The organism is Ideonella sp., from assembly GCF_041918995.1.
In the GTDB taxonomy this organism is placed as follows: Bacteria; Pseudomonadota; Gammaproteobacteria; order Burkholderiales; family Burkholderiaceae_C; genus Ideonella.
This window is the reverse complement of sequence record NZ_JAYRUN010000020.1, coordinates 37,354-56,895: the sequence shown is the minus strand read 5'-3', so window position 1 is coordinate 56,895 and position 19,542 is coordinate 37,354. Positions and strand designations below refer to the sequence as shown.

19 protein-coding genes and 1 riboswitch are annotated in these 19,542 nt (G+C 73.8%); of the genes, 11 read left to right on the top strand and 8 right to left on the bottom strand.

What is annotated here, in order from left to right:
* Positions 1–19 precede the first annotated feature (19 nt).
* The 8 genes from ACE3UN_RS16740 to ACE3UN_RS16705 all read left to right on the top strand — a co-directional run bounded on the left by ACE3UN_RS16740 (position 20) and on the right by ACE3UN_RS16705 (position 9,451).
* Positions 20–907, top strand: coding sequence for a 23S rRNA (adenine(2030)-N(6))-methyltransferase RlmJ (locus tag ACE3UN_RS16740; protein WP_374676120.1), 888 nt, complete (start codon positions 20–22; stop codon positions 905–907).
* 17 nt (positions 908–924) lie between these two features.
* Positions 925–2,904 carry a M61 family metallopeptidase gene (locus tag ACE3UN_RS16735; protein ID WP_374676119.1) on the top strand — a complete coding sequence of 660 codons (1,980 nt, stop codon included), beginning with the start codon at positions 925–927 and terminating at the stop codon, positions 2,902–2,904.
* 66 nt (positions 2,905–2,970) lie between these two features.
* On the top strand, positions 2,971–4,932 hold the full coding sequence (locus ACE3UN_RS16730; protein ID WP_374676118.1) for an MFS transporter: 1,962 nt from the start codon (positions 2,971–2,973) through the stop codon (positions 4,930–4,932).
* 98 nt (positions 4,933–5,030) lie between these two features.
* The gene (locus tag ACE3UN_RS16725) at positions 5,031–7,211 is read left to right on the top strand and encodes a protein-disulfide reductase DsbD family protein (RefSeq protein WP_374676117.1); all 2,181 of its coding nucleotides are present in this window, start codon (positions 5,031–5,033) and stop codon (positions 7,209–7,211) included.
* A 31-nt stretch (positions 7,212–7,242) separates the two neighbouring features.
* The gene (locus ACE3UN_RS16720) at positions 7,243–7,860 is read left to right on the top strand and encodes a redoxin domain-containing protein (protein ID WP_374676116.1); all 618 of its coding nucleotides are present in this window, start codon (positions 7,243–7,245) and stop codon (positions 7,858–7,860) included.
* 101 nt (positions 7,861–7,961) lie between these two features.
* Positions 7,962–8,381 carry a VOC family protein gene (locus tag ACE3UN_RS16715; RefSeq protein ID WP_374676115.1) on the top strand — a complete coding sequence of 140 codons (420 nt, stop codon included), beginning with the start codon at positions 7,962–7,964 and terminating at the stop codon, positions 8,379–8,381.
* Positions 8,382–8,464: 83 nt separating this feature from the next.
* The gene (locus tag ACE3UN_RS16710) at positions 8,465–8,839 is read left to right on the top strand and encodes a DUF1428 domain-containing protein (RefSeq protein WP_374676114.1); all 375 of its coding nucleotides are present in this window, start codon (positions 8,465–8,467) and stop codon (positions 8,837–8,839) included.
* 9 nt (positions 8,840–8,848) lie between these two features.
* On the top strand, positions 8,849–9,451 hold the full coding sequence (locus ACE3UN_RS16705) for a putative glycolipid-binding domain-containing protein (protein WP_374676113.1): 603 nt from the start codon (positions 8,849–8,851) through the stop codon (positions 9,449–9,451).
* Here the strand turns inward: ACE3UN_RS16705 and ACE3UN_RS16700 are convergent.
* The 4 genes from ACE3UN_RS16700 to ACE3UN_RS16685 form a co-directional block, all read right to left on the bottom strand.
* Positions 9,438–10,556 (bottom strand): choice-of-anchor tandem repeat GloVer-containing protein, encoded by a 1,119-nt coding sequence (locus tag ACE3UN_RS16700; RefSeq protein ID WP_374676112.1) that lies wholly within the window; start codon positions 10,554–10,556, stop codon positions 9,438–9,440. The two genes, ACE3UN_RS16705 and ACE3UN_RS16700, sit on opposite strands and share 14 nt — an antisense overlap.
* A 117-nt stretch (positions 10,557–10,673) precedes the next feature.
* A complete protein-coding gene (locus ACE3UN_RS16695) occupies positions 10,674–11,162 on the bottom strand; it encodes a choice-of-anchor tandem repeat GloVer-containing protein (protein ID WP_374676111.1) in 489 nt (162 codons plus the stop codon).
* On the bottom strand, positions 11,159–11,791 hold the full coding sequence (locus ACE3UN_RS16690) for a choice-of-anchor tandem repeat GloVer-containing protein (RefSeq protein ID WP_374676110.1): 633 nt from the start codon (positions 11,789–11,791) through the stop codon (positions 11,159–11,161). Before ACE3UN_RS16690 ends, ACE3UN_RS16695 begins: the two co-directional genes overlap by 4 nt.
* Before the next feature lie 62 nt (positions 11,792–11,853).
* A complete protein-coding gene (locus ACE3UN_RS16685) occupies positions 11,854–12,177 on the bottom strand; it encodes a hypothetical protein (RefSeq protein WP_374676109.1) in 324 nt (107 codons plus the stop codon).
* Between the two features lie 228 nt (positions 12,178–12,405).
* Here ACE3UN_RS16685 and ACE3UN_RS16680 point away from each other — a divergent pair, with 228 nt between their 5' ends.
* Entirely contained in the window at positions 12,406–13,365 is a 960-nt protein-coding gene (locus tag ACE3UN_RS16680; RefSeq protein ID WP_374676108.1) for a Bug family tripartite tricarboxylate transporter substrate binding protein, read from the top strand.
* A 17-nt stretch (positions 13,366–13,382) separates the two neighbouring features.
* Here the strand turns inward: ACE3UN_RS16680 and ACE3UN_RS16675 are convergent, their stop codons facing one another.
* The gene (locus tag ACE3UN_RS16675; RefSeq protein ID WP_374676107.1) at positions 13,383–14,390 is read right to left on the bottom strand and encodes a LysR family transcriptional regulator; all 1,008 of its coding nucleotides are present in this window, start codon (positions 14,388–14,390) and stop codon (positions 13,383–13,385) included.
* Positions 14,391–14,476: 86 nt separating this feature from the next.
* On the opposite strand from ACE3UN_RS16675, the gene ACE3UN_RS16670 reads away from it, so the two are divergent.
* Positions 14,477–15,253 carry a class I SAM-dependent methyltransferase gene (locus tag ACE3UN_RS16670; protein WP_374676106.1) on the top strand — a complete coding sequence of 259 codons (777 nt, stop codon included), beginning with the start codon at positions 14,477–14,479 and terminating at the stop codon, positions 15,251–15,253.
* Between the two features lie 52 nt (positions 15,254–15,305).
* On the opposite strand, the gene ACE3UN_RS16665 is transcribed toward ACE3UN_RS16670, so the two are convergent.
* Complete coding sequence (locus ACE3UN_RS16665) at positions 15,306–15,728, bottom strand: MTH1187 family thiamine-binding protein (RefSeq protein ID WP_374676105.1); 423 nt, start codon at positions 15,726–15,728, stop codon at positions 15,306–15,308.
* Positions 15,729–15,804: 76 nt separating this feature from the next.
* Positions 15,805–15,912: riboswitch (TPP riboswitch) on the bottom strand.
* Between the two features lie 172 nt (positions 15,913–16,084).
* On the opposite strand from ACE3UN_RS16665, the gene ACE3UN_RS16660 reads away from it, so the two are divergent.
* Complete coding sequence (locus ACE3UN_RS16660) at positions 16,085–16,462, top strand: hypothetical protein (RefSeq protein ID WP_374676104.1); 378 nt, start codon at positions 16,085–16,087, stop codon at positions 16,460–16,462.
* Between the two features lie 10 nt (positions 16,463–16,472).
* On the opposite strand, the gene ACE3UN_RS16655 is transcribed toward ACE3UN_RS16660, so the two are convergent.
* Positions 16,473–18,428, bottom strand: coding sequence for a zf-TFIIB domain-containing protein (locus ACE3UN_RS16655; protein ID WP_374676103.1), 1,956 nt, complete (start codon positions 18,426–18,428; stop codon positions 16,473–16,475).
* Positions 18,425–19,477 carry a helix-turn-helix transcriptional regulator gene (locus ACE3UN_RS16650; protein ID WP_374676102.1) on the bottom strand — a complete coding sequence of 351 codons (1,053 nt, stop codon included), beginning with the start codon at positions 19,475–19,477 and terminating at the stop codon, positions 18,425–18,427. Before ACE3UN_RS16650 ends, ACE3UN_RS16655 begins: the two co-directional genes overlap by 4 nt.
* Positions 19,478–19,542 lie beyond the last annotated feature (65 nt).

Here is a 19,542-nt window from a genome sequence, read left to right as displayed (position 1 = left end):
AAGAAAGCGAAGACCCGCCATGCTGGCCTACCGACACGCCTTTCACGCGGGCAACCATGCCGATGTGCTGAAGCACCTGGTGCTCGACCAGGTGCTGCGCTACATGACGGCCAAGGACAAGCCGTTCCGCTACATCGACACCCACGCGGGCGCCGGCGGCTACGCACTCAAGGGCGCGCAGGCGCAGAAGACGGCCGAGTACCGCGAGGGCATCAACCGCCTGTGGAGCCGGGCCGACCTGCCGCCGGCCGTGGCCGACTACGTGCACGGCGTGCAGCGCTTCAACCTGCCCGAGGCCGAGCCCGGCCAGCCCGCGCCCGAGCTGGAAAAGGGCATGACGCCGCCGCTGAAGCTCTACCCCGGCTCGCCGTCCATCGCCCGCATGCACCTGCGGCCGGGCGATTCGATGCGGCTGTTCGAGCTGCACCCGGCCGACGCGCGTACGCTGGCCACCCACTTCGGCGGCAGGCAGGTGCAGGTGCTGCACGAGGACGGCTTCAACGGCCTGAAGGCGCTGCTGCCGCCCACGCCGCGGCGCGCGCTGGTGCTCATCGACCCGTCCTACGAGCTGGTGGGTGACTACGGCAAGGTGGTGGCCTGCGTGCGCGATGCGGTGCAGCGTTTCCCCGACGGCGTGTACATGGTGTGGTATCCGCAGGTGGCCCGCGTGGAGGCGGTGCAGCTGCCCAAGCGCCTGATGGCCGTCTCGCCCAAGGGCTGGCTGCACGTGCGCATGACCGTGAAGCAGGCCGATGCCCAGGGTTTCGGCCTGGCCGGCAGCGGCCTGTTCATCGTGAACCCGCCCTACACCCTGCACGAGACGCTGCAGGGCGTGATGCCCTGGCTGGTGCAGGTGCTGGCGCAGTTCGAGGGCGCCAACTACCTGATCGAGGAACAGCCCGCCTGAAGGAGAAGACGGTTTCCATGCGCATTCGCCACCGGGCGGCCGCCGCCCTCACCGCCACCCTGGTGCTGTGCGGCACCGCCGCCCCGGCCGCCACCGGCACCGCACCGACTGCCGCCCCCACCGCCGCCGCGGCCACCTGGCCCGCCGCCATGGCCCTGCAGGTGGACGCGAGCGACCTGGACCGCCGCGTGCTGCGCGTGCGCCAGGTGCTGCCGCTGCCGCCCGCGGCGGCCGGCCGCCCGCTGGCGCTGCGCTACGCGCGCTACCTGCCCGGCGGCCACGGGCCCTATGGCGACGTCACCCGGCTGGCCGGTCTGGACATCCGCGCCGGCCAGCAGCGGCTCGCCTGGCGGCGCGAATCCGCCGATCCCTTCACCTTCCTGGTCGACGTGCCCGCCGGCGCCGCCGAGCTCACGCTGTCGTTCCAGTACCTCGCCCCGGTGCGGGGCAGCGGCGAGCGCATCAGCGTGACGCGCGAGCTGCTGGGCATCGAATGGGAGAACGTGGTGCTCTACCCCGCCGGGCCGGCCGCGCATGCGCTGCGCGTGCAGCCGCGGCTGAAGCTGCCCGCCGGCTGGCGCCAGGTGAGCGCGCTGCGCGGCCCGGACGGCCAGCCGGCGCAGCCCGGTGCCGACGGCTGGGTGAGCTGGCGCGAGCTGTCCCTGGAGACCTTCATCGACTCGCCGCTGTTCGCGGGCCCGCATGGGCGCACCGTGCCGCTGGACAAGCCCGGCGCGCGCCACCCCGTGGTGCTCACCCTGCTGGCCGACGAGCCCGGCGCCCTGCAGGCCAGCGCCACGCAGCTGGACGCCCACCGCGCCATCGTGGCCCAGGCCGACGCCCTGTTCGGCGGCGTGCGCCCGTTCCGCCACTACGACCTGATGCTGGCCCTGTCCGAGGAGTTCGGCGGCATCGGCCTGGAGCACCACGAGTCCAGCGAGAACGGGCTGAAGCCCGACTACTTCCGCGACTGGGACAAGGCCATCCGCGGGCGCGAGCTGCTGACGCACGAGTATGTGCACGCCTGGAACGGCAAGCACCGCCGCCCCGCCGAGCTGGCCACGCCCGACTACCACGTGCCCATGGGCAACCGCCTGCTGTGGGTGTACGAGGGCCTCACCGAGTACTGGGGCCATGTGCTGGCCGCCCGCGCCGGGCTCACCACGCCCGAGCAGGCGCGCGACCGCCTGGCCAACGTGGCGGCCGAGGTGGCCGTGCGCACCGGCCGCGGCTGGCGCCCGCTGCAGGACACGGTGAACGACCCGGCCGTGGGTCCCGGCCCCACGCGCGAGTGGGAGGAATGGCAGCGCAGCTTCGACTACTACGACGAGGCCGCGCTGGTGTGGCTGGAGGCCGACCTGCTGATCCGGCAGCTCAGCCAGGGCCGGCGCTCGCTGGACGACTTCGCGCGCGGCTTCTTCGGCGTGCCGCTGCGCACGCGCGACGACGGCTCGCCCGCGCCCACGCCCTACACCGAGGACGAGGTCTACGCGGCGCTGCAGGCCGTGCAGCCGCACGACTGGCGCGGCTTCTTCCGCCAGCGGCTGGACGGCACCGGCGTGGCGCCTACCTGGCTGCAGCACAGCGGCTGGCGCCTGGCGTGGGCCGAGGCGGAGAGCGACTTCCAGGCCAACGAGCGCGGCTGGGACGGTGACTCGGGCAACGAGCGCCCGCAGAACCTGGCCTTCTCGCTGGGCCTGCGCGTCGTCGGCGACGGCAGCATCACCCAGGTGTTCTGGGACAGCCCCGCCTTCCGTGCCGGCCTCACCAAGGGCATGGAGCTGCTGGCCGTGAACGACCGCGCCTACCGCCCCGAGCGCCTGGAGGCCGCCCTGCGCGCCAGCACCGATGGCCGCGCGCCGCTGCGCCTGCTGGTCAAGGACGGCGAGCACTTCCGCACCGTCACGGTCGACTGGCGCGGTGGCCTGCGCTACCCCGTGCTCGAGCGCGTGGCCGGCGAGCCGGACCGCCTGGCGGCTGTCTACCGCGCCCGTTGAACGTCAGCGCCGGCGCCGCCCGGGTTGCGGCATGATCGGCGCCTCCTAAGCGAGGGAGAGCCGCTCATGTCCCACCCCCACGGCAGCAGCCAGTTCGCGCTGCTGGCCCAGCGCCGATTCGCGCCCTTCTTCTGGGTGCAGTTCCTGGGCGCGGCGAACGACAACGTCTTCAAGTTCGCCTTCACCGTGCTGGTGACCTACCAGCTGCAGGTGGCCTGGCTGCCCGCGCAGATGGCGGGGCTGGTCATCGGCGGCGTGTTCATCGCGCCCTTCCTGCTGTTCTCGGCCACCTCGGGCCAGCTGGCCGACAAGCACGACAAGGCCACGCTCACCCGGCTGGTGAAGAACCTCGAGCTGGCCATCATGGTGGCCGGCGCCGCGGGCCTGGCCACCGGCCAGGTGGCGGTGCTGCTGGGCTGCATCTTCCTGCTGGGGCTGCACAGCACGCTGTTCGGCCCGGTGAAGTACGCCTACCTGCCGCAGCACCTGAACGAGCAGGAGCTCACCGGCGGCAACGGCATGATCGAGATGGGCACCTTCGTGGCCATCCTGCTCGGCAACCTGGCCGGCGGGCTGCTGGTGTCGCTGCCGGCCGACGCCGCACTGCCCGGGGCGCAGGCCGTGGCCGCCGTGTGCCTGGGCCTGGCGGTGCTGGGCCGCGTCGTGGCGCAGGCCGTGCCGCCCACGCCCGCCACCGCGCCCGGGCTGCGCGTGAACTGGAACCCCGTCAGCGAGACCTGGCGCAACCTCATGCTGGCGCGCGAGCGCCTGGCGGTGTTCCGCTCGCTGCTGGGCATCTCGTGGATGTGGTTCTTCGGCGCCGTGTTCCTGGGCCAGTTCCCCACCTTCGCCAAGGACGTGCTGCATGGCAACGAGCAGGTCGCCTCGCTGCTGCTGGTGGTGTTCTCGGTGGGCATCGCCAGCGGCTCGCTGCTGTGCGAGACCCTGAGCCGCCGGCACGTGGAGATCGGCCTGGTGCCGCTGGGCGCCATCGGCATGACGCTGTTCGCGGCCGACCTGTACCTGGCCACGCGCGGCCTGGGCGCCACGGCCACCGGCGCGCCCGCCTTGCACGGCGTGGGCAGCTTCGTGCAGCAGCCGGCGCACTGGCGCGTGCTGGCCGACCTGTTCGCGCTGTCGGTGTCGGCCGGCCTGTACAGCGTGCCCATGTACGCGCTCATCCAGCTGCGCTCGCCGCCCAGCCACCGCGCGCGCATCATCGCGGCCAACAACATCCTCAACGCGCTGTTCATGATCGCCAGCAGCCTCATCGTGGGCGCGCTGCTCTCGGCCGGCGTGGGCATCCCGCAGGTCTTCGGCCTGCTCGCCCTGGCCAACCTGCTGGTCGGGGCCTACATCTTCCTCATCGTGCCGGAGTACCTGCTGCGCTTCGTGGCCTGGGTGCTGTCGCGCATGGTGTACCGGCTGCGCTTCGTCGGCACGGCCGAGCACATCCCGGGCGACGGTCCCGCCGTGCTGGTGTGCAACCACGTGAGCTTCGTCGACGCGGTGCTGCTCATGGCGGCCAGCCCGCGGCCCATCCGCTTCCTGATGGACCACCGCATCTTCCGCGTGCCGGTGCTGGGCTGGCTGTTCCGCCTGGCCAAGGCCATCCCCGTGGCGCCGCGCCATGAAGACCCGGCCGCCTACGAGGCCGCCTTCGCCGCCGCCGACGCGGTGCTGGCCGAGGGCGAGCTGCTCGGCATCTTCCCCGAAGGCGGCATCACGTCCGACGGCACGCTGCAGCCGTTCAAGGGCGGCCTCATGAAGATCCTGGAGCGCCGCCCGGTGCCGGTGGTGCCGCTGGCGCTGGTGAACCTGTGGGGCTCGTTCTTCTCGCGCGTGGAAAGCGGGCGTGCCATGGTGCGGCCCTTCCGGCGCGGGGCGTTCAGCCGCGTCAGCGTGGTGGCGGCGCCCGCACTCGCGGCCGATGGCGTGACACCGGAGACGCTGCACGCGACGGTGCAGGCCCTGCTGGCCCGCGCCGGCGAGCCGGCCCTGGCGCATCCGCGGGGCGTGCCGGGTTAGCCCGGGGGCCCGCCGGGGAACTTTGGCCCGGCGCCGGCATTCCATGCTCGATCCCCCGCGCCCGGCCCCACGCGGCGCGCCATCCGGCTGAGGTCCCGATGCCTGCCTGCCTGCCGCCTGTCCGCGCGCTGACTGCCACCACCGTGCTGGCCGGCGCCTTGCTGGCCCTGCCCCTGCCGGCCCGGGCGCAGGCCGTGGTGCAGACCGAGCGGGTGCACGCCGAGCTGCTGGCCCACGCGCCCGAGGGCGTGTCCGCGGGGCGCACGATCCGCCTCGGCCTGCGGCTGACGCACCAGCCGCACTGGCACACCTACTGGCTCAACCCCGGCGACTCGGGCCTGCCCACCACGCTGGCCTGGCGGCTGCCGGACGGCGTGCGGGCCGGCCCGATCGAGTGGCCGACGCCGCAACGTCTGCCCTTCGGCCCGCTGGTCAACTACGGCTACGAAGGCACGGTGCTGCTGCCGGTCACGCTGCACCTCCCGGCCGACTACCGCATGCCGGTGCTGGACGTGCACCTGCGCGCCGACTGGCTGGTGTGCAAGGACATCTGCATCCCGGAGTCCGGCGAGTTCTCGCTGCGCCTGCCCGCGGGCGAGCGCGTGGCGCAGCATGCCGGCGACTTCGCCCGCGCCGCGGCCGCCCGCCCACGCACGGTGGACGGCGTACAGGCCGGCGCCCGGGTGGACGGCGACGCGCTGGCGCTGCAGGTGGACGGCCTGCCCGCGTCGCTGCACGGCGTCTCGCTCGCCGTCTTCGCGGAAACGGAAGGGGTCATCGACCATGCCGCGCCGGCTGTGCAGCGCTGGGACGGCGGCCGCTGGACGGCCCGCGTCCCGCTGTCGGCCCAGCGCAGCGCGAGCCCCGGTGCCCTGCCGCTGGTGCTGGCGGCCGCGGGCCAGGCCGCCGGCATCCGGGTGGAGGCGCCGCTGTCCACCCCCTGGGATGCCGCCGGGCCGGTGCCGGCCGCCACCGCAGCGCGCCCCCTCGGCGACGCCGCGCAGGCGGCCGGCACTGCGCAGGCGGCCGGCACCGCGCCGAGCCTGGCGCTCGCCCTGGTGCTGGCCGCGGTGGGCGGTGCCTTGCTGAACCTCATGCCCTGCGTGTTCCCGGTGCTGTCGCTGAAGCTGCTGGCCTTCGCCGCGCCGGGGCAGGACCGTGGCCGTCGGCTCGCCAGCGGGCTGGCCTACACCGCCGGGGTGGTGCTCACGTTTCTCGCCCTGGCCGCGGTGCTGCTGCTGCTGCGCGCGGGCGGCGAGCAGCTGGGCTGGGGCTTCCAGCTGCAGGCGCCGCTGTTCGTGGCCGCGCTGGCGCTGCTGTTCACCCTGATCGGGCTGAACCTGGGCGGCCTGTTCGAGCTGGGCTCGGTGTTGCCCAGCGGACTGGCCACGCTGCGCGCGCGCCATCCGCTGGCCGACGATGCGCTGACCGGGGCGCTGGCCGTGGCCGTCGCCTCCCCCTGCACCGCGCCCTTCATGGGCGCCGCCCTCGGCGCCGCGCTGACGCTGCCGCCCGCCGCTGCGCTGGCGGTGTTCGCCGCGCTGGGCCTGGGCATGGCGCTGCCCTACCTGGCGGTCGCCGGCTTTCCGGCGCTGGCGCGCAGGTTGCCCCGTCCCGGCGCGTGGATGCAGCGCTTCAAGGGACTGATGGCCTTCCCCATGTTCGCCACCGTGGTGTGGCTGCTGTGGGTGCTGGGGCAGCAGGCGGGGCTGGACGCGGCCGTCGCGCTGCTGGGCGTGCTGGTGGCGGTGGCCTTCGTGGCCTGGGCGCTGGGCACGCCGGGCCTGGGGCGGCGTGCGCGTGTCGGCCTGGGTGCGCTGTCCGCCACGGCCCTGGCCGCCACGCTGGCCTGGGCGGTGCCCAGCCTGCCCGACCCGCCCGGCGCGGCCACGCGCACCGCCCCCCCGCTGTGGCAGGCGTGGTCGCCCGCGGCGGTGGACAGCGCGCGCGCGGCAGGACGCCCCGTGTTCGTGGATTTCACCGCGGCCTGGTGCATCACCTGCCAATACAACAAGCGCACCACCCTGGCCGACGACGAGGTGCTCGCCTCGTTCGCCCGGCACGGCGTGGTGCTGATGCGGGCCGACTGGACGCGGCGGGACGCCGACATCACCCGCGAGCTGCAGCGCCTGCAGCGCAGCGGCGTGCCGGTGTATGCGCTGTACGGCCCCGCCGGCCAGCCACCGGCCCTGCCCGTGCTGCTGCCCGAGGTCCTCAGCGCCTCGGCGGTGACGCAGGCGCTGGCCGCCCTGCCGCCCCCGGGCACGTCCCCCCGATGAACTCTCGTCCCCCACCCCCAAGGAGCATGAAGTGAAGCAGCTTTCGCAGATGGCCCGCGCGCTGGTGTGCACCGGCCTCGTCGTCCTCTCCGGCGTGGCGGCCGCCCAGGCCGTGGTCGGCAAGCCGGCGCCGCCCTTCTCCGGCACCGACGTGTCCGGCAAGCCGGTGTCCCTGGCCGACATGAAGGGGAAGTACGTGGTGCTGGAATGGACCAACCCGGAGTGCCCGTTCGTGGACAAGCACTACAGCAGCGGCAACATGCCGGCCGTGCAGAAGCGCCTCACCGACAAGGGCGTGGCATGGGTCTCCATCCAGACGGTCGGCCAGGGCGACGCCGAGCGCACCCGCGGCCAGCTGCCCGCCTGGCAGAAGGCCAAGGGCGCCGCGCCCAGCACCACCCTGGTGGACCCGGACGGTGCCATCGCCCGCAGCTACCAGGCGCGCACCACGCCGCACATGTACGTCATCGATCCGCAGGGCATGCTCATCTACGCCGGCGCCATCGACAGCAAGCCCACCGCCAACCCGGCCGACATCGCCACCGCCACCAACTACGTGGCCCAGGCGCTCGACGAGGCGCTGGGGGGCAAGCCCGTGAGCCAGGCCACCACGCGGGCCTACGGCTGTGCGGTGAAGTACCCGACCTGAGGGGCCACGGCCGGGCGGGCCACGGCCGCACCGGGCATGTCGATTCCGGCCGGGCGTGTTCGTCGTCCTGATGAACACCCCGCATTTGCCAAGGAGCGCCCATGCCTCGGATGATCTTCGTGAACCTGCCGGTCGCCGACCTGCCTGCCTCGATCCGCTTCTACGAGGCGCTCGGGTTCACCCGCCACCCGCAGTTCAGCGACGAGACCGCCGCCTGCATGGTGTGGAGCGACACCATCCACACCATGCTGCTCACCCACGCCAAGTGGCGCAGCTTCACCGACCGACCGCTGCCGGCGGCCGGCACCACTGGCGTGATGCTGGCGCTGGCGCTCGACAGCCGCGAGCAGGTGGACGCCATGAACGCCGCCGCCGCCGCGCACGGCGGCCGCGCCGACGTGAACCCGGTGCAGGACCTGGGCTTCATGTACGGCCGCGACCTCGCCGACCCGGACGACCACCTCTGGGGCCCGTTCTGGATGGACCCCGCCGCCATGGCGCCTGCCGGGCCCCAGGGCTGACGCGCGCGCGCCTGTTCCCCCGCCGCGCGGCACCGCCCTTGCCCGCCCCGCGGCGTCCTTCCCACCCCTCACCGGAGACCTGCATGGCCTACATCGACGGATTCGTGATCGCCGTACCCACCGAGAACAAGGACAAGTTCACCGAGCACGCCCGCTACTTCGACGCCCTCTTCATCGACATGGGCGCCACCCGCATCCTGGAGTGCTGGGGTGACGACGTGCCCAAGGGCAAGCAGACCGACTTCTACCGCGCCGTGGACGCCAAGGAGGGAGAGACCGTGTGCTTCTCCTGGGTCGAGTGGCCCGACAAGGCCACGCGCGACACCGCCATGGCCGGCATGGAGGAGCGGATGAAGAGCGACCCACGCTGGGACCCGGCCAAGAACCCCATGCCCTTCGACGGCAAGCGCATGATCTTCGGTGGCTTCGTGCCGGTGGTGGAGCTCGGGTCACCCTGAGCCCTGCACATGCGGTTCCACAGCCCGCGCAGCGTCTGCTGGAAGGCCGCCTGGAACCCCCGCCATCCGGACACCGGCATCGAACACGTGGGCCTGGTGGGCCGGACGGCCGACAGCGCCCTGCTGGCCATCGACGAGGACGGCGAGCCGTTCCGTCTGGCTTACCGGCTGTCGTGGGATGCCCAGGGTCGGCTGCGCCGGGCCGACCTGCGCAGTTGCAAGGGGCTGGCGCGCCGGCGCCTGGCCCTGCGTGGGGACGCGGCCGGCCACTGGACCGACGGCAGCGGCACGCCGCTGCCCGCGCTGGACGGCTGCGTGGACATCGACATCTGGCCCACCCCGCTGACCAACAGCTTCCCGCTCTGGCGGGCCGGCCTGCGGGTGGGCGAGCGCCGCGGGTTCCGCATGGCATGGGTCCGCGCGCCCGAGCTGGTGGTGCAGGCGAAGGCGCAGGCGTACACGCGCTGTGCCGACCGCCTGTACCGTTTCGAGAGCCTGGACGGCAGCGGCTTCGAGTGTCTGCTCCGCGTGGACGAGGCGGGACTGGTCCTGGACTACCCCGGCCTGTTCGAACGGATCGGGCCCGCGGCCGCCACCGCTAAGGCGCAATGACCAGCTCGAAGATCGATCCGAGACCCATGGCCCCGCCGTGCAACGACACGCCATAGAAGCGGTTCGGCTGGTGCTCCACCAGGGCCTCCGGGAAGAACTCCGGATCGGAGAAGGTGTAGATCACCGTGAAGCTGCCGTCCGGGGTGATGCGGGCGACGGCATGGGCGCCCTCTTCACAGACGAACGTGTACCAGCGGCCATCGCTCGCTTCGGTGAGCATGCCGCACAGCGGCTTCGGCAGGTCGATCAGCTTGGTGACCACGCCGGCCGTGGTGGCCTGGAAGAAGGTGCCATGGCCATGGGCGCCGCCCCGGCCCGTGTAGCCACGCATCGTGCCGTCCCGCGCGCGCTCCAGCCCCATGGGGTGGTCGCCGACGGGCGTGTCTTCGCCGAAGGAGAACAACGACGTGACCTCGCCTTCGTGCGAGAGGAACTCCAGTGCGTGCGGCGCGCCGGATTGATGCCACACGAGCGCAAAGGTGCCTCCGTCGCCCGCGACCATGGAATCCATGAACCAGAAGTGGGGAAGCGGGTAGAGGAAGCCCGTCTGGACGCCCTCCGGCGTGATGCGCATCCACTCCCGGTCGGTCGCGCCATACAGGTTGCCATCCGATCCCGCCACCAGGCCGTCGCTGTAGTCCTGCCGCACGGTGCCCAGGTAGCCGAACGAGGTGAACCCGCCGCCCAGCGACCACCGGAAGGACGTCGACGGCCCTTCCATCGTGTAATTGGTGGTCCCATAGAGGGACCGGCCACCGTCGGCCAGCACCATTTCGCTGCCGTAGGGCAGCGCGCCGTCCGCGCCGTCCTGGAACGAATGCAGCCTTTCCACCTTCTCGTCGGGCGTCAGGCGATAGAGGGTCCCGCGGTCCAGGGTGCCACCCCAGGTCGTCAGGCCGTAGAAGTGGCCGTCCGGCGCAGGCGTCAGGCCCGAGGCCGGGAGGTAGGGGCCCGCGTCGTGCCCGTCGAAGCTGTGGACGATTCGCACGTCCACCGCCTCGGGCCTGTCGCTGCCGCCGCAGGACGCCAGCAGGACGCCGGCGGCCAGGGCCACGGCGCGCGCCGGCCGGCGCGCCCACGGCGGGATGGTGGGGGTGTGCTGCATGGTGCCTCCCTGTCGCGCAGGCAGCCTAGCGCAGCGTGGCTGCCCCGGGCACGCTGACGTGCCACGCCCCCCATGGACGTGGGCCGCACGCGGCGTCGGCGCGGGCGCGGGATGCCACTAAGGCGTCACGACCATCTCGTAGATCGAGCCCAGTCCGTGGTTCCCGCCCGACCACGTGACGCCATAGAAGCGGTTCGGCCGATGCTCCAGCAGCTGGAAGGGCGTGAGCCGGGCGCCGCTGAATGTGTGCAACCGCGACACCTCGCCCGTGGCCGCGATCCGGCCGATGGCGGTGGTATCGCCGTCGCACACGAAACCGTACCACTGGCCGTCCTGGGCTTCGGTGAGTGGGCCGCAGAGCGGGGCCGACAGGTCGGCCACACGAGTCACTGCACCATCGGCCGCCGCCCTGAACAAGGCGCCATGGCCATGGGCTCCGCCGTTGCGCGTGTAGCCGCGCAGCGAGCCGTCACGCGCCCGCATGAGCCCCTTCGGGCCCTGCCCCACGGGCGACGCACCGTCAAAGGTGAACAGCGGCGTGAAGAGCCCGTCGTGCGACACGAACTCCAGCGTGCTCGGCGCCCCGTCGTGGCGGCCGACGATCACGTACGTGCCTCCCTCGCCCGCGACCAGGTCGCCGATCCTCCAGACCGGTCGCCAGTCGAAGGGCACGGCGGTCTGCGTGCGCCAGGCGTGAGGCTCACCCACTCGTACTCGGTGGCGGCGTGCAGATTGCCGTCGGACCCGGCCACCAGGCCCGAGTCGTAGGTGTTGGAGAGCCGGGTTCCCAGGTAGCCGAAAGTGCTGAACTGTCCCGACAGCGACCACCGGAAGGCCGTGGACGGGCCCTCCCCCGCCATGGCGGTGGTGCCATAGAGTGCCTGTCCCCCGTCCGCCAGCACCAGGTCGCCGTTCGGCAGTGCGCCGGAGGTGTCCCCCTGGAACGCGTGCCGCACCTCCACCTTCTCATCGGGTGTGAGGCGGTACAGCGTGCCGAGATCCGCCGCGCCGCCGGCGAAGGAGACGCCGTAGAAGTGCCCGTCGGGTGCCTGGGTGAGGCCCGAGGCCGGGTAGTAGGCCGCCCCGTTGACGGCGCTGAAGTGGTGGACGAAACGCACCGTGGCCGGCGGGTCCTCGTCGCTGCCGCCGCAGGCGCCGAGCACGGCCGTGGCAGTGATGGCCAGTCCACGAAGCAGCCCGCGGCGCCAGACCGCCACGCGATCGCAGTCATCCATTCGCTGTCTCCCTGAATGGCCTCCAGCATAGCGCTGCCCGGTGCCGGGCCGCGACGGGTGGGTCATGGGCGGTAGGCGACGATGAGGGCACACGTGGCCAGGCACATGAGCGTGTTGCACGCGTTGACCACCACCGCCCGGTGGACGCGGCGGCCGTTCTGCTCGTACAGCCAGGCGGCCATGGTGGCGTTGGCGCCCACCCAGGTCAGCCAGGTCCACAGGGAATGCTGGGCACTGTCGCCGCTGTCGAAGATGGCCCACAAGGTCGGCAGGTAGGCCAGCACGCGCACCGAGTTGAACACGGTGAACAGCCACGTCAGGGCCTGCAGGTAGGTGCTGCGGAGGGGCAGCGGCGCGGGGGCGGGGGCGGTAGTCGTCGTGCTCATGGCGGCGGCTCTCTGGTCGATGGCGGCCATCATGGGCACCGCTGCCGGCGCAGTGAAGCCGTCATCCGGTGCAGCCCGCCTGAACCGGTGGTTGACGCCCATGGCCCGGCACCCATGCAACGCCTCGCCCTGAACCGTCGGTTGAGGCCGGCTGCACCGCCGAGTCCCTTCTCGCCCCGCGCCGGTGCGGCCACACTGCGCCTCACCCCCATGACAAGGAGGCCCCCAATGACCCGGTGGACCGCAGCCCTCGCTGTCGCCTCGCTCGCCTTCGGCACCGCCGCGGGCGCGCTGGCGGCCTACCCGGACAGGCCGGTGCGCCTGATCGTGCCGACGCCCGCCGGCGGGCCCAGCGACGCAGCCGCCCGGGCGCTCGCCCGCGGCATGGCCGCCGCACTGGGCCAGGAGGTGGTGGTGGAGAACCGCACCGGCGGCAACACCGGCATCGCGGCCGGCGCAGTGTTGCACGCTCCGCCGGACGGCCACACGCTGCTGTTCGCATTGGCATCCAACGCCGGGCTCCCCCACCTCAGCAAGGCATCGCCCTACCGGTCGCTGGCCGAGTTCTCGCCCATCGCCGCCATCGGCGGCAACACGCAATGCCTGGTGGTGAACGCACGCGTGCCGGTGCGCACGCTCGCCGAGCTGGCGGTGCACGCCAAGGCCACGGGCCGGCCGCTCATGCGCGGATCGAGCAATGTATCCGAAGACATGGTGGCCGGCCAGGTGACGCAGGCGCTCGGCATCCCGCTCGAGCGCGTGCCCTACCGGGGCGCACCGCAGCTGCTGCCGGACCTGCTGGAAGGGCGCATCGATGCCGCCGTCATGCCCGTGGGCGCCAGCCTGCCGCATGTGCAGTCGGGCCGCCTCACCTTGCTGGGCTGCAGCGTGGCCGAGCGCATCGCTGCGCTGCCCGCCGTGCCGACGCTCGGCGAATCGGGCGTGGCGGCCGCCCCGCTGGTGACGGCGCATTTCGTGCTGGGGCCGCCGCGCCTGCCGGCGGAGATCGTGGAGCGCCTGGCCTCGGCCGTGCGCCAGGCCACGCTCACGGCCGACTACCGGCAGGAGGTCGACCGGCTGTTCATTCCGGGCGGGGCGCGCTCACCGGCCGAGACGCGTGAGCTGATGCTGCGCGCAGAGGCCCAGTACGTGCAGTACGTGCGCGATACCGGCGCCAGCATCGACTGATCGCCATCCAGAACCGCTCAGCGATGGGTCAGCCAGCTCGACGCGCGCAGGCTGTTGCCGCGGTGCCAGGCCGGGCGCCCGTCCAGACTGGCGTGCCCCTTGGCGAGCGTCCGGCGGGCGAGCTCCTCGCAGCGGCGCGCCACGAAGTCGGCGAACACCCGCAGGCGCAGGGTGCGCCGGTGCTCGGGGCGGTAGTACAGCGCCAGCGGCGGCGGATCCATCATTTCCCAGTCGGACAGCACGGGCACCAGCCGGCCGTCAGCCAGCGCGCCGGGCTCAGCGGCCGGCGCCACGCGCAGCACCCCCCCGTCCTGCAGGGCCACCTCGAGCAGGTGGTCACGGTGGTTGGAGCTCAGCCAGCCGCTGACGACCACCTGCTCCACCACCTCCCCCTGGGGTCCGCCCTGGCGGTAGCGCCAGAGGTCGAGCAGCTTGCCATAGGGATTGCGGTAGCACAGGCACTGGTGCGCGGCCAGCTCGCCGGGCTGGCGGGGCACGCCATGCCGCTTCCAGTAGGCCGGCGTGGCGGCGGTCACCTGCGGCATGGCAGGCAGCTCGCGGCGCACCCAGTCGCCGGCCTCGAACCAGCCATGCAGCACGAGCAGGTCGCACTCGCGTGCGGCGGGGTGGTCGAGGTGCACCACGGCGCGCAGGTCCAGCATCAGGTCGGGGTAGGTGGCATGGAACGCCGGCAGCGCGGGCACGAAGGCATGCTGCACCAGGAAGGGCGTGCCGCCCACCACCAGCGTGCCCTGCGGACGCTGGCGTGCCTGGCGCAGACCCTCTTCAGCCGTTTCCAGCTGCGCCAGCAGCGGGGCGCAGGTCTGCGCGTACTGGGCGCCGTCGGCCGTGAGCTTGAGGCCACGGCTGTCGCGGTCGAACAGCTTGGCGCCCAGCTGGGTTTCCAGTGCGCCCACCAGCTTGGCCACGGCCTGCAGCGTCACGCCCTGCTGCCGCGCCGCGGCCGACAGGCTGCCGCCTTGCGCTGCGGCGAGGAAGTACTGAATGGCCTTGAGCCTGTCCACCGGACGGGCAGTGTGGCGTGAAGCTGCCGCGTTTGGCAACCGCCACGCCACAGCCCGAGACGCGGCCCGGGACGCCGGCCGCGGCCATGCCCTTCCGCTTCGACGACGCCGCCGCGTACGAACACATGATGGGACGCTGGAGCGCGGGGGTGGCCCCACCGTTCCTCGATTGGCTCGCCCTGCCCGCGGGCCTGGACTGGCTCGACGCAGGGTGCGGCGCCGGCGCCTTCACCCAGGCCCTCCTTGCCCGGCAGCGGCCCCGGTCGGTGGTGGGAGTGGATCCGTCGCCGGCGCAGCTGGACTTCGCGCGCCGGCGCATGCGCCGCGACGCCGTGCACTTCGTCGTGGCCGACGCCCAGTCGGTGCCCCTGCCGTCCGCGAGCGTGGACGCGGCCACCATGGCGCTGGTGCTGTTCTTCCTGCCCGATCCGCTGCGCGGCGTGCGGGAGCTCGCCCGCGTCACGCGCCCGGGCGGCACCGTGGCGGCGTACCACTGGGACATGGCCGGTGGCGGCTTTCCGCTGCAGCCGATCGTGGATGCGCTGCGCGCCGAGGGCCTCGCCTCGCATCCGCCACCCAGCCATTGGGCATCGTCACGGGACGCCTCGGCCGCGCTGTGGCGCGACGCCGGGCTGGCCGACGTGCAGACCTGCCGCATCGAGGTGCAGCGGGCCTTCGGCCACTTCGACGAGTTCTGGTCCACCGCCCGGGGCAGTTCGCGCCTGCGCGAGCTGCTGGCGGCGCTGCCCGACGCGCAGCGCCGGCATGTGAAGCAGCGGGTCCGCCAGGCGCTCGGCACGCCGGCTGACGGGCCGCTGCGGCTGACGGCGACGGCCAACGCGGTGAAGGGCCGCAGGCACTGACGCGGCGCGCCGTCGCCGTGGCGGCGGCCCGACGGCCACCGCGCACTTCACCTCACGGACGGAACTTGCGCACCAGTTCCTCCACGGTGGGCCCGCCGGGCTGGGCCGCGCTGGACACCTTGATGACGCTCAGCGTGCGCTCGGCGCCCGAGGCGAGCGTGGCCTGGTGGATGGCCTGCAGCAGCGGCCAGATCTTCTCGGGCGGGCCTTCCACCACGGTGCCCAGGGCGTGCACCTCGTGCCGCAGGCCCGAGGCCTGGATCACGGCGATGGCCGCGTCCACGTGCCTGTACCGGTCGTCGGCCGTGCCGGCAGGCCGCGGCAGCACCTGGATCTCGGCGATGACGTGGCCGGCCGGGGTGGATGCCGGGGCGGCCGCAGGTGCGGGCGGCGTCGCCGCGTGCGTGGTGGCGGCGGCCAGCCACAGCAGGGCCGGTGCCAGACGAAGGGAGCGGCTGAAGAAGGGATGTGCCATGTGCGTGGGCATGCAGATGGCAGGTCGGCGCGCGGCCGGGGCGCACGGCGGGGCAGCGCGAGAAAGAGGCGACACCCGGCTCCGGCCACCGCTTCCCTGCGCGAGGATTACCTCAATCAGGTTCAAAGGGACTCTCTCAGTCGGCGCCTGCCATGCAGACTCGCCAACACCCCCAGCGGATGGTCATGCCGACGACGCGGAGGCCGCTCGGCATGCCGGGCGGGATTGTACGAACCGGGCAGTGGCCTTCGCCGGTGACCGTTTTCTCGCTCCGGGCAACGCAGCCGGCGGGCCGCGCTGCGGGCGCCCTGTCCGGGCGTTATGCTGCCGCCCGTCACCCACTCCGGTTCGCCCCCATGGCCCTCGTCATTGCCGGCGGCTTGCTCGCCGTTCTCGGCCTCGCCGCCGCCCTGCTGCTGGTGGCCGCCCCCATGGGCTGGACGGCGCACGCGCCGGGGCTGTCGCTGTGGGTGCTGTTCCCGCTGTTCTCCCTGCTCGGCTACGCGCTGCTGGCGGTGGGCGCCCGCGACCCGGCCGTGCGCGTGTCCACCCGCCTGCTCGCCTGGCCCCTGCTCGGCGTGGCGCTGGTGGCGGCCATGGGCCTGGTGGCCGCCGGCGGCGGCGTCATCCAGCTGGCGGGCAGCAGCCTGTCGCTGTGGTACGTGCTGGTGCTGGCGGGCCTGGGCGGCACGGTGGGCTCGGCCATCGGCGGCGCCGGCGGCGACCGGTCCTGAGGCGCGAGACTCAGGCGCGGCGCCCCCACTGCGCGGCGGCGTCGCGGTACCAGCGGAACACGTAGCGGTAGCCGAACAGCACCCCCGCGGTGGCCGACACGCCACCGAACACCAGCAGCGGCACCGCCGCCCCGGTACCGATCGACAGCCACGTGAACAGCGGCAGCGACGTGGCCAGCACACCCAGCGTGGCGGCGCGCTCGCCCACCACGCGCGCGAGGCCGCAGAACACCGCCAGCCCGAGCAGCAGCGCCGCGCCACAGGCCGCCAGCAGGCGTGGCCCGCTGAGCGCGGCCCAGCGCGCGGCCAGGGGCAGCGAGTCCGCCTGTCCGCCATGCCGGTCGGCGAAACGGTTCGCCAACTGCACCAGGCCGGCCTCACTGGCATGCCCGAGGTCTTCCCAGGCCAGCCCGGGCTGGCCGGCGCGCAGGGCGTGCATGGCCTGCGTCCACGTGCTGCCCAGCATCTGGGGCGACACCTGCGAGCGGCACAGCAGCCGCACGCTGTCGCCCGGCGCCAGCCAGGCCGGGGCGCCGGCGTCGGCACGCACGCAACGCCAGGCCACGGTGTCCACCGCACCCGCGTCGATCGTGGCCGACAGCTCGTCCACCGGCACCGGCACGCTGCCGGCGTGGCGCAGCTGCGGCGCCCACAGGCCGACGCTGCGCGCGTCGGCCTCCACCCATGCGCCCGGCGCCGCCGGCGACAGGCGCGTGCCCGCAGGCGCCGCGTCCTCCGGCGGTTCGTCGGCCTCGCGGGCCGGCTGCCACACGAGCGACGCGTTCACCAGCTCGCGCCAGTGGCGGCGGATGTCCACCGTGTCGGGGCGGCGTTCCAGCCAGCGCGACAGCCGCCAATCCGCCGGCCACTCGTCACCGGTCAGCTGCCGCAGGTGCAGCTCCAGCACGGCCAGCGCCAGCTGGCGGTGGGACGCGGCATCGGCCAGGGCCTCGTGCTGCACCACGGTGGCCCACAGCCGGGCCGGCTCCCGGCCCAGGCGCTGGGCGAGCAGGCCGTCCACCGACGGCCGCCCCACGCCCAGCACGACGCCGAACAGCAGCGCACCCGCGGCACCGAGCGCCGCCAGGGGCGCCCATCCGCGCCAGCCCCAGCCCGGCCGCTCACGCCGTGTGCTGACGCGGGCTGGCGCCTCGGCAGGCGCCTGCCGGCCGCTGGGAAACCGCTCGCGCACGCGGGCCGTGCGCGCCGCCGCGTCGGCCAGGGCGGCCTCTGCGGCGTCCAGCAGCGGGTCCAGGTCGGGCAGCTCGCTGGCCACCACCAGGTGGCCGCAGGACCGGCACGCCGTGTCGCGGGCCGGGTCCAGGGGCGCGCCGCAGCCGCGGCACGCCCAGGCCACGTGCCGCCCGCGCTGCGCGGGGGACGGCCCCATGGCGGCGTCACGCACCTGCAGCGAATGCGCCAGGCGCGGCAGGTCCAGCACCACCAGGGCGGTGCCGCACCAGCTGCAGTGCACGTCGTCCAGCGACGCCGGCCCGCCACAGTTGAGGCAGCGCAGCGGGTGGCGCCCGCTGGCCAGTGCGCGACGCTCGGGCAGGCCCAGCGGGCGCACCAGCCCGCGCTCGGCCAGCAGGCCGGCATGGCTGTGCAGGTGGCCGTGTCCCTCGGGGCACTCGAGCACCGCGAAGGCGCCATAGCGGCTGCGGTTGCGCACCGGCTTCAAGGGCGTGGTGCACAGCGGGCAGGCGGGCCGCGCCACCTGCGACATCGCCAGCGGCAGCGCCAGGCCGCGCTCCATGGCCCGCAGCAGCCGCACCCAACCGAGCGCGTCGAGCTGCACCGACTCCAGCGCGTCGAACCAGACCATGCGGCAGCCCGCGCAGTGGTCCACCGTGAGGCGGGCATGCCGGTGCGAGCTCAGCGCCAGCGGCAGCAGCGGCTCGGTGCAGCGCGGGCAGCGCAGTCGGCGGCCGTCGGACAGGGTGGCAGGCGTCGACGGGTCGGTCATCGGGGCCGCATTCTCGGCGGCCGGGTGGCGCGGCCGGGGGCCGTGCCCTGCGGCGGCGTGACGCTTGCCGCGCTGTCACCGGCCGCGCTGCCGCCGGCCGCGCCGCGCCGGGCCCGTTCACCCGCGCGCGCCAGGTGCGCCTGCAGCTCTGGCGGTGCCAGCACCTCGAAGTCCACGTCGAAGGCGAGCAGCCAGTAGGCGAGCTGGTCCAGCGCGTGGGCGCCGCATTGCAGCAGGCAGCGCTGCGCGTCGATCGCTTCCAGCACGCCATAGGCCGCGGGGATGCGCTCGGCCATCGCCTCGCGCGGGGCGTGCAGCACGATGCGCGCCTGGGTGGGATAGGGCGACACCGAGATGGCGCGCGAGACGAAGGCCTTGAGGTCGCCCCCTGGCGGGCCGGGGCGCGGCGCGAAGTGCGCACCCACGGTGGCCGGCGGCACGATGCGGTCGATGCGGAAGGTGCGCCAGTCGGCGCGGTCGCGGTCCCAGGCCACCAGGTACCAGCGGCTGCCGCTGTGCACCACGCCGTGGGGGTCCACGGCGCGCTCGGTGGCCGCGCCGTGGATGTCGGTGTAGGCGAAGCGCAGGCCGAGCTGGTCGCGGCAGGCACCGGCCAGCGTGGCCAGCAGCGAGGCCTCCACCACGGGGCCGATGCTGTCCAGCGGGACGATGGTGGTGCGCAGGGCGTCGGCGCGCTGGCGCAGCCGCGCGGGCATCACCTGCTCCAGCTTGACGACCGCGCGCAGCGCCGTCTCCTCGATGCCGCCCACCCTGCCCGAGGCGGCGGTGCGCAGGGCGATGGCCACGGCGAGCGCCTCGTCGTCGTCGAGCAGCAGCGGCGGCAGGGCGCGGCCGGGCCGGAACGCGTAGCCGCCGGCCACGCCGCTGCTGGCCTCGACGGGATAGCCCAGCTCGCGCAGGCGCTCGATGTCGCGGCGCAGCGTGCGGGGGTGGACGGCCAGGCGCTCCGCCAGCTCGGCGCCGGCCCAGTGGCGACGTGCCTGCAGCAGGGCCAGCAAGCGCAGCAGGCGGGCGGAGGCGCTGAGCATGCGCTGCACTCTAGCGGCGATCGAGGGCGGAATCTGTCCGCGATGCTGCCTAGAGTGGGGCCGTC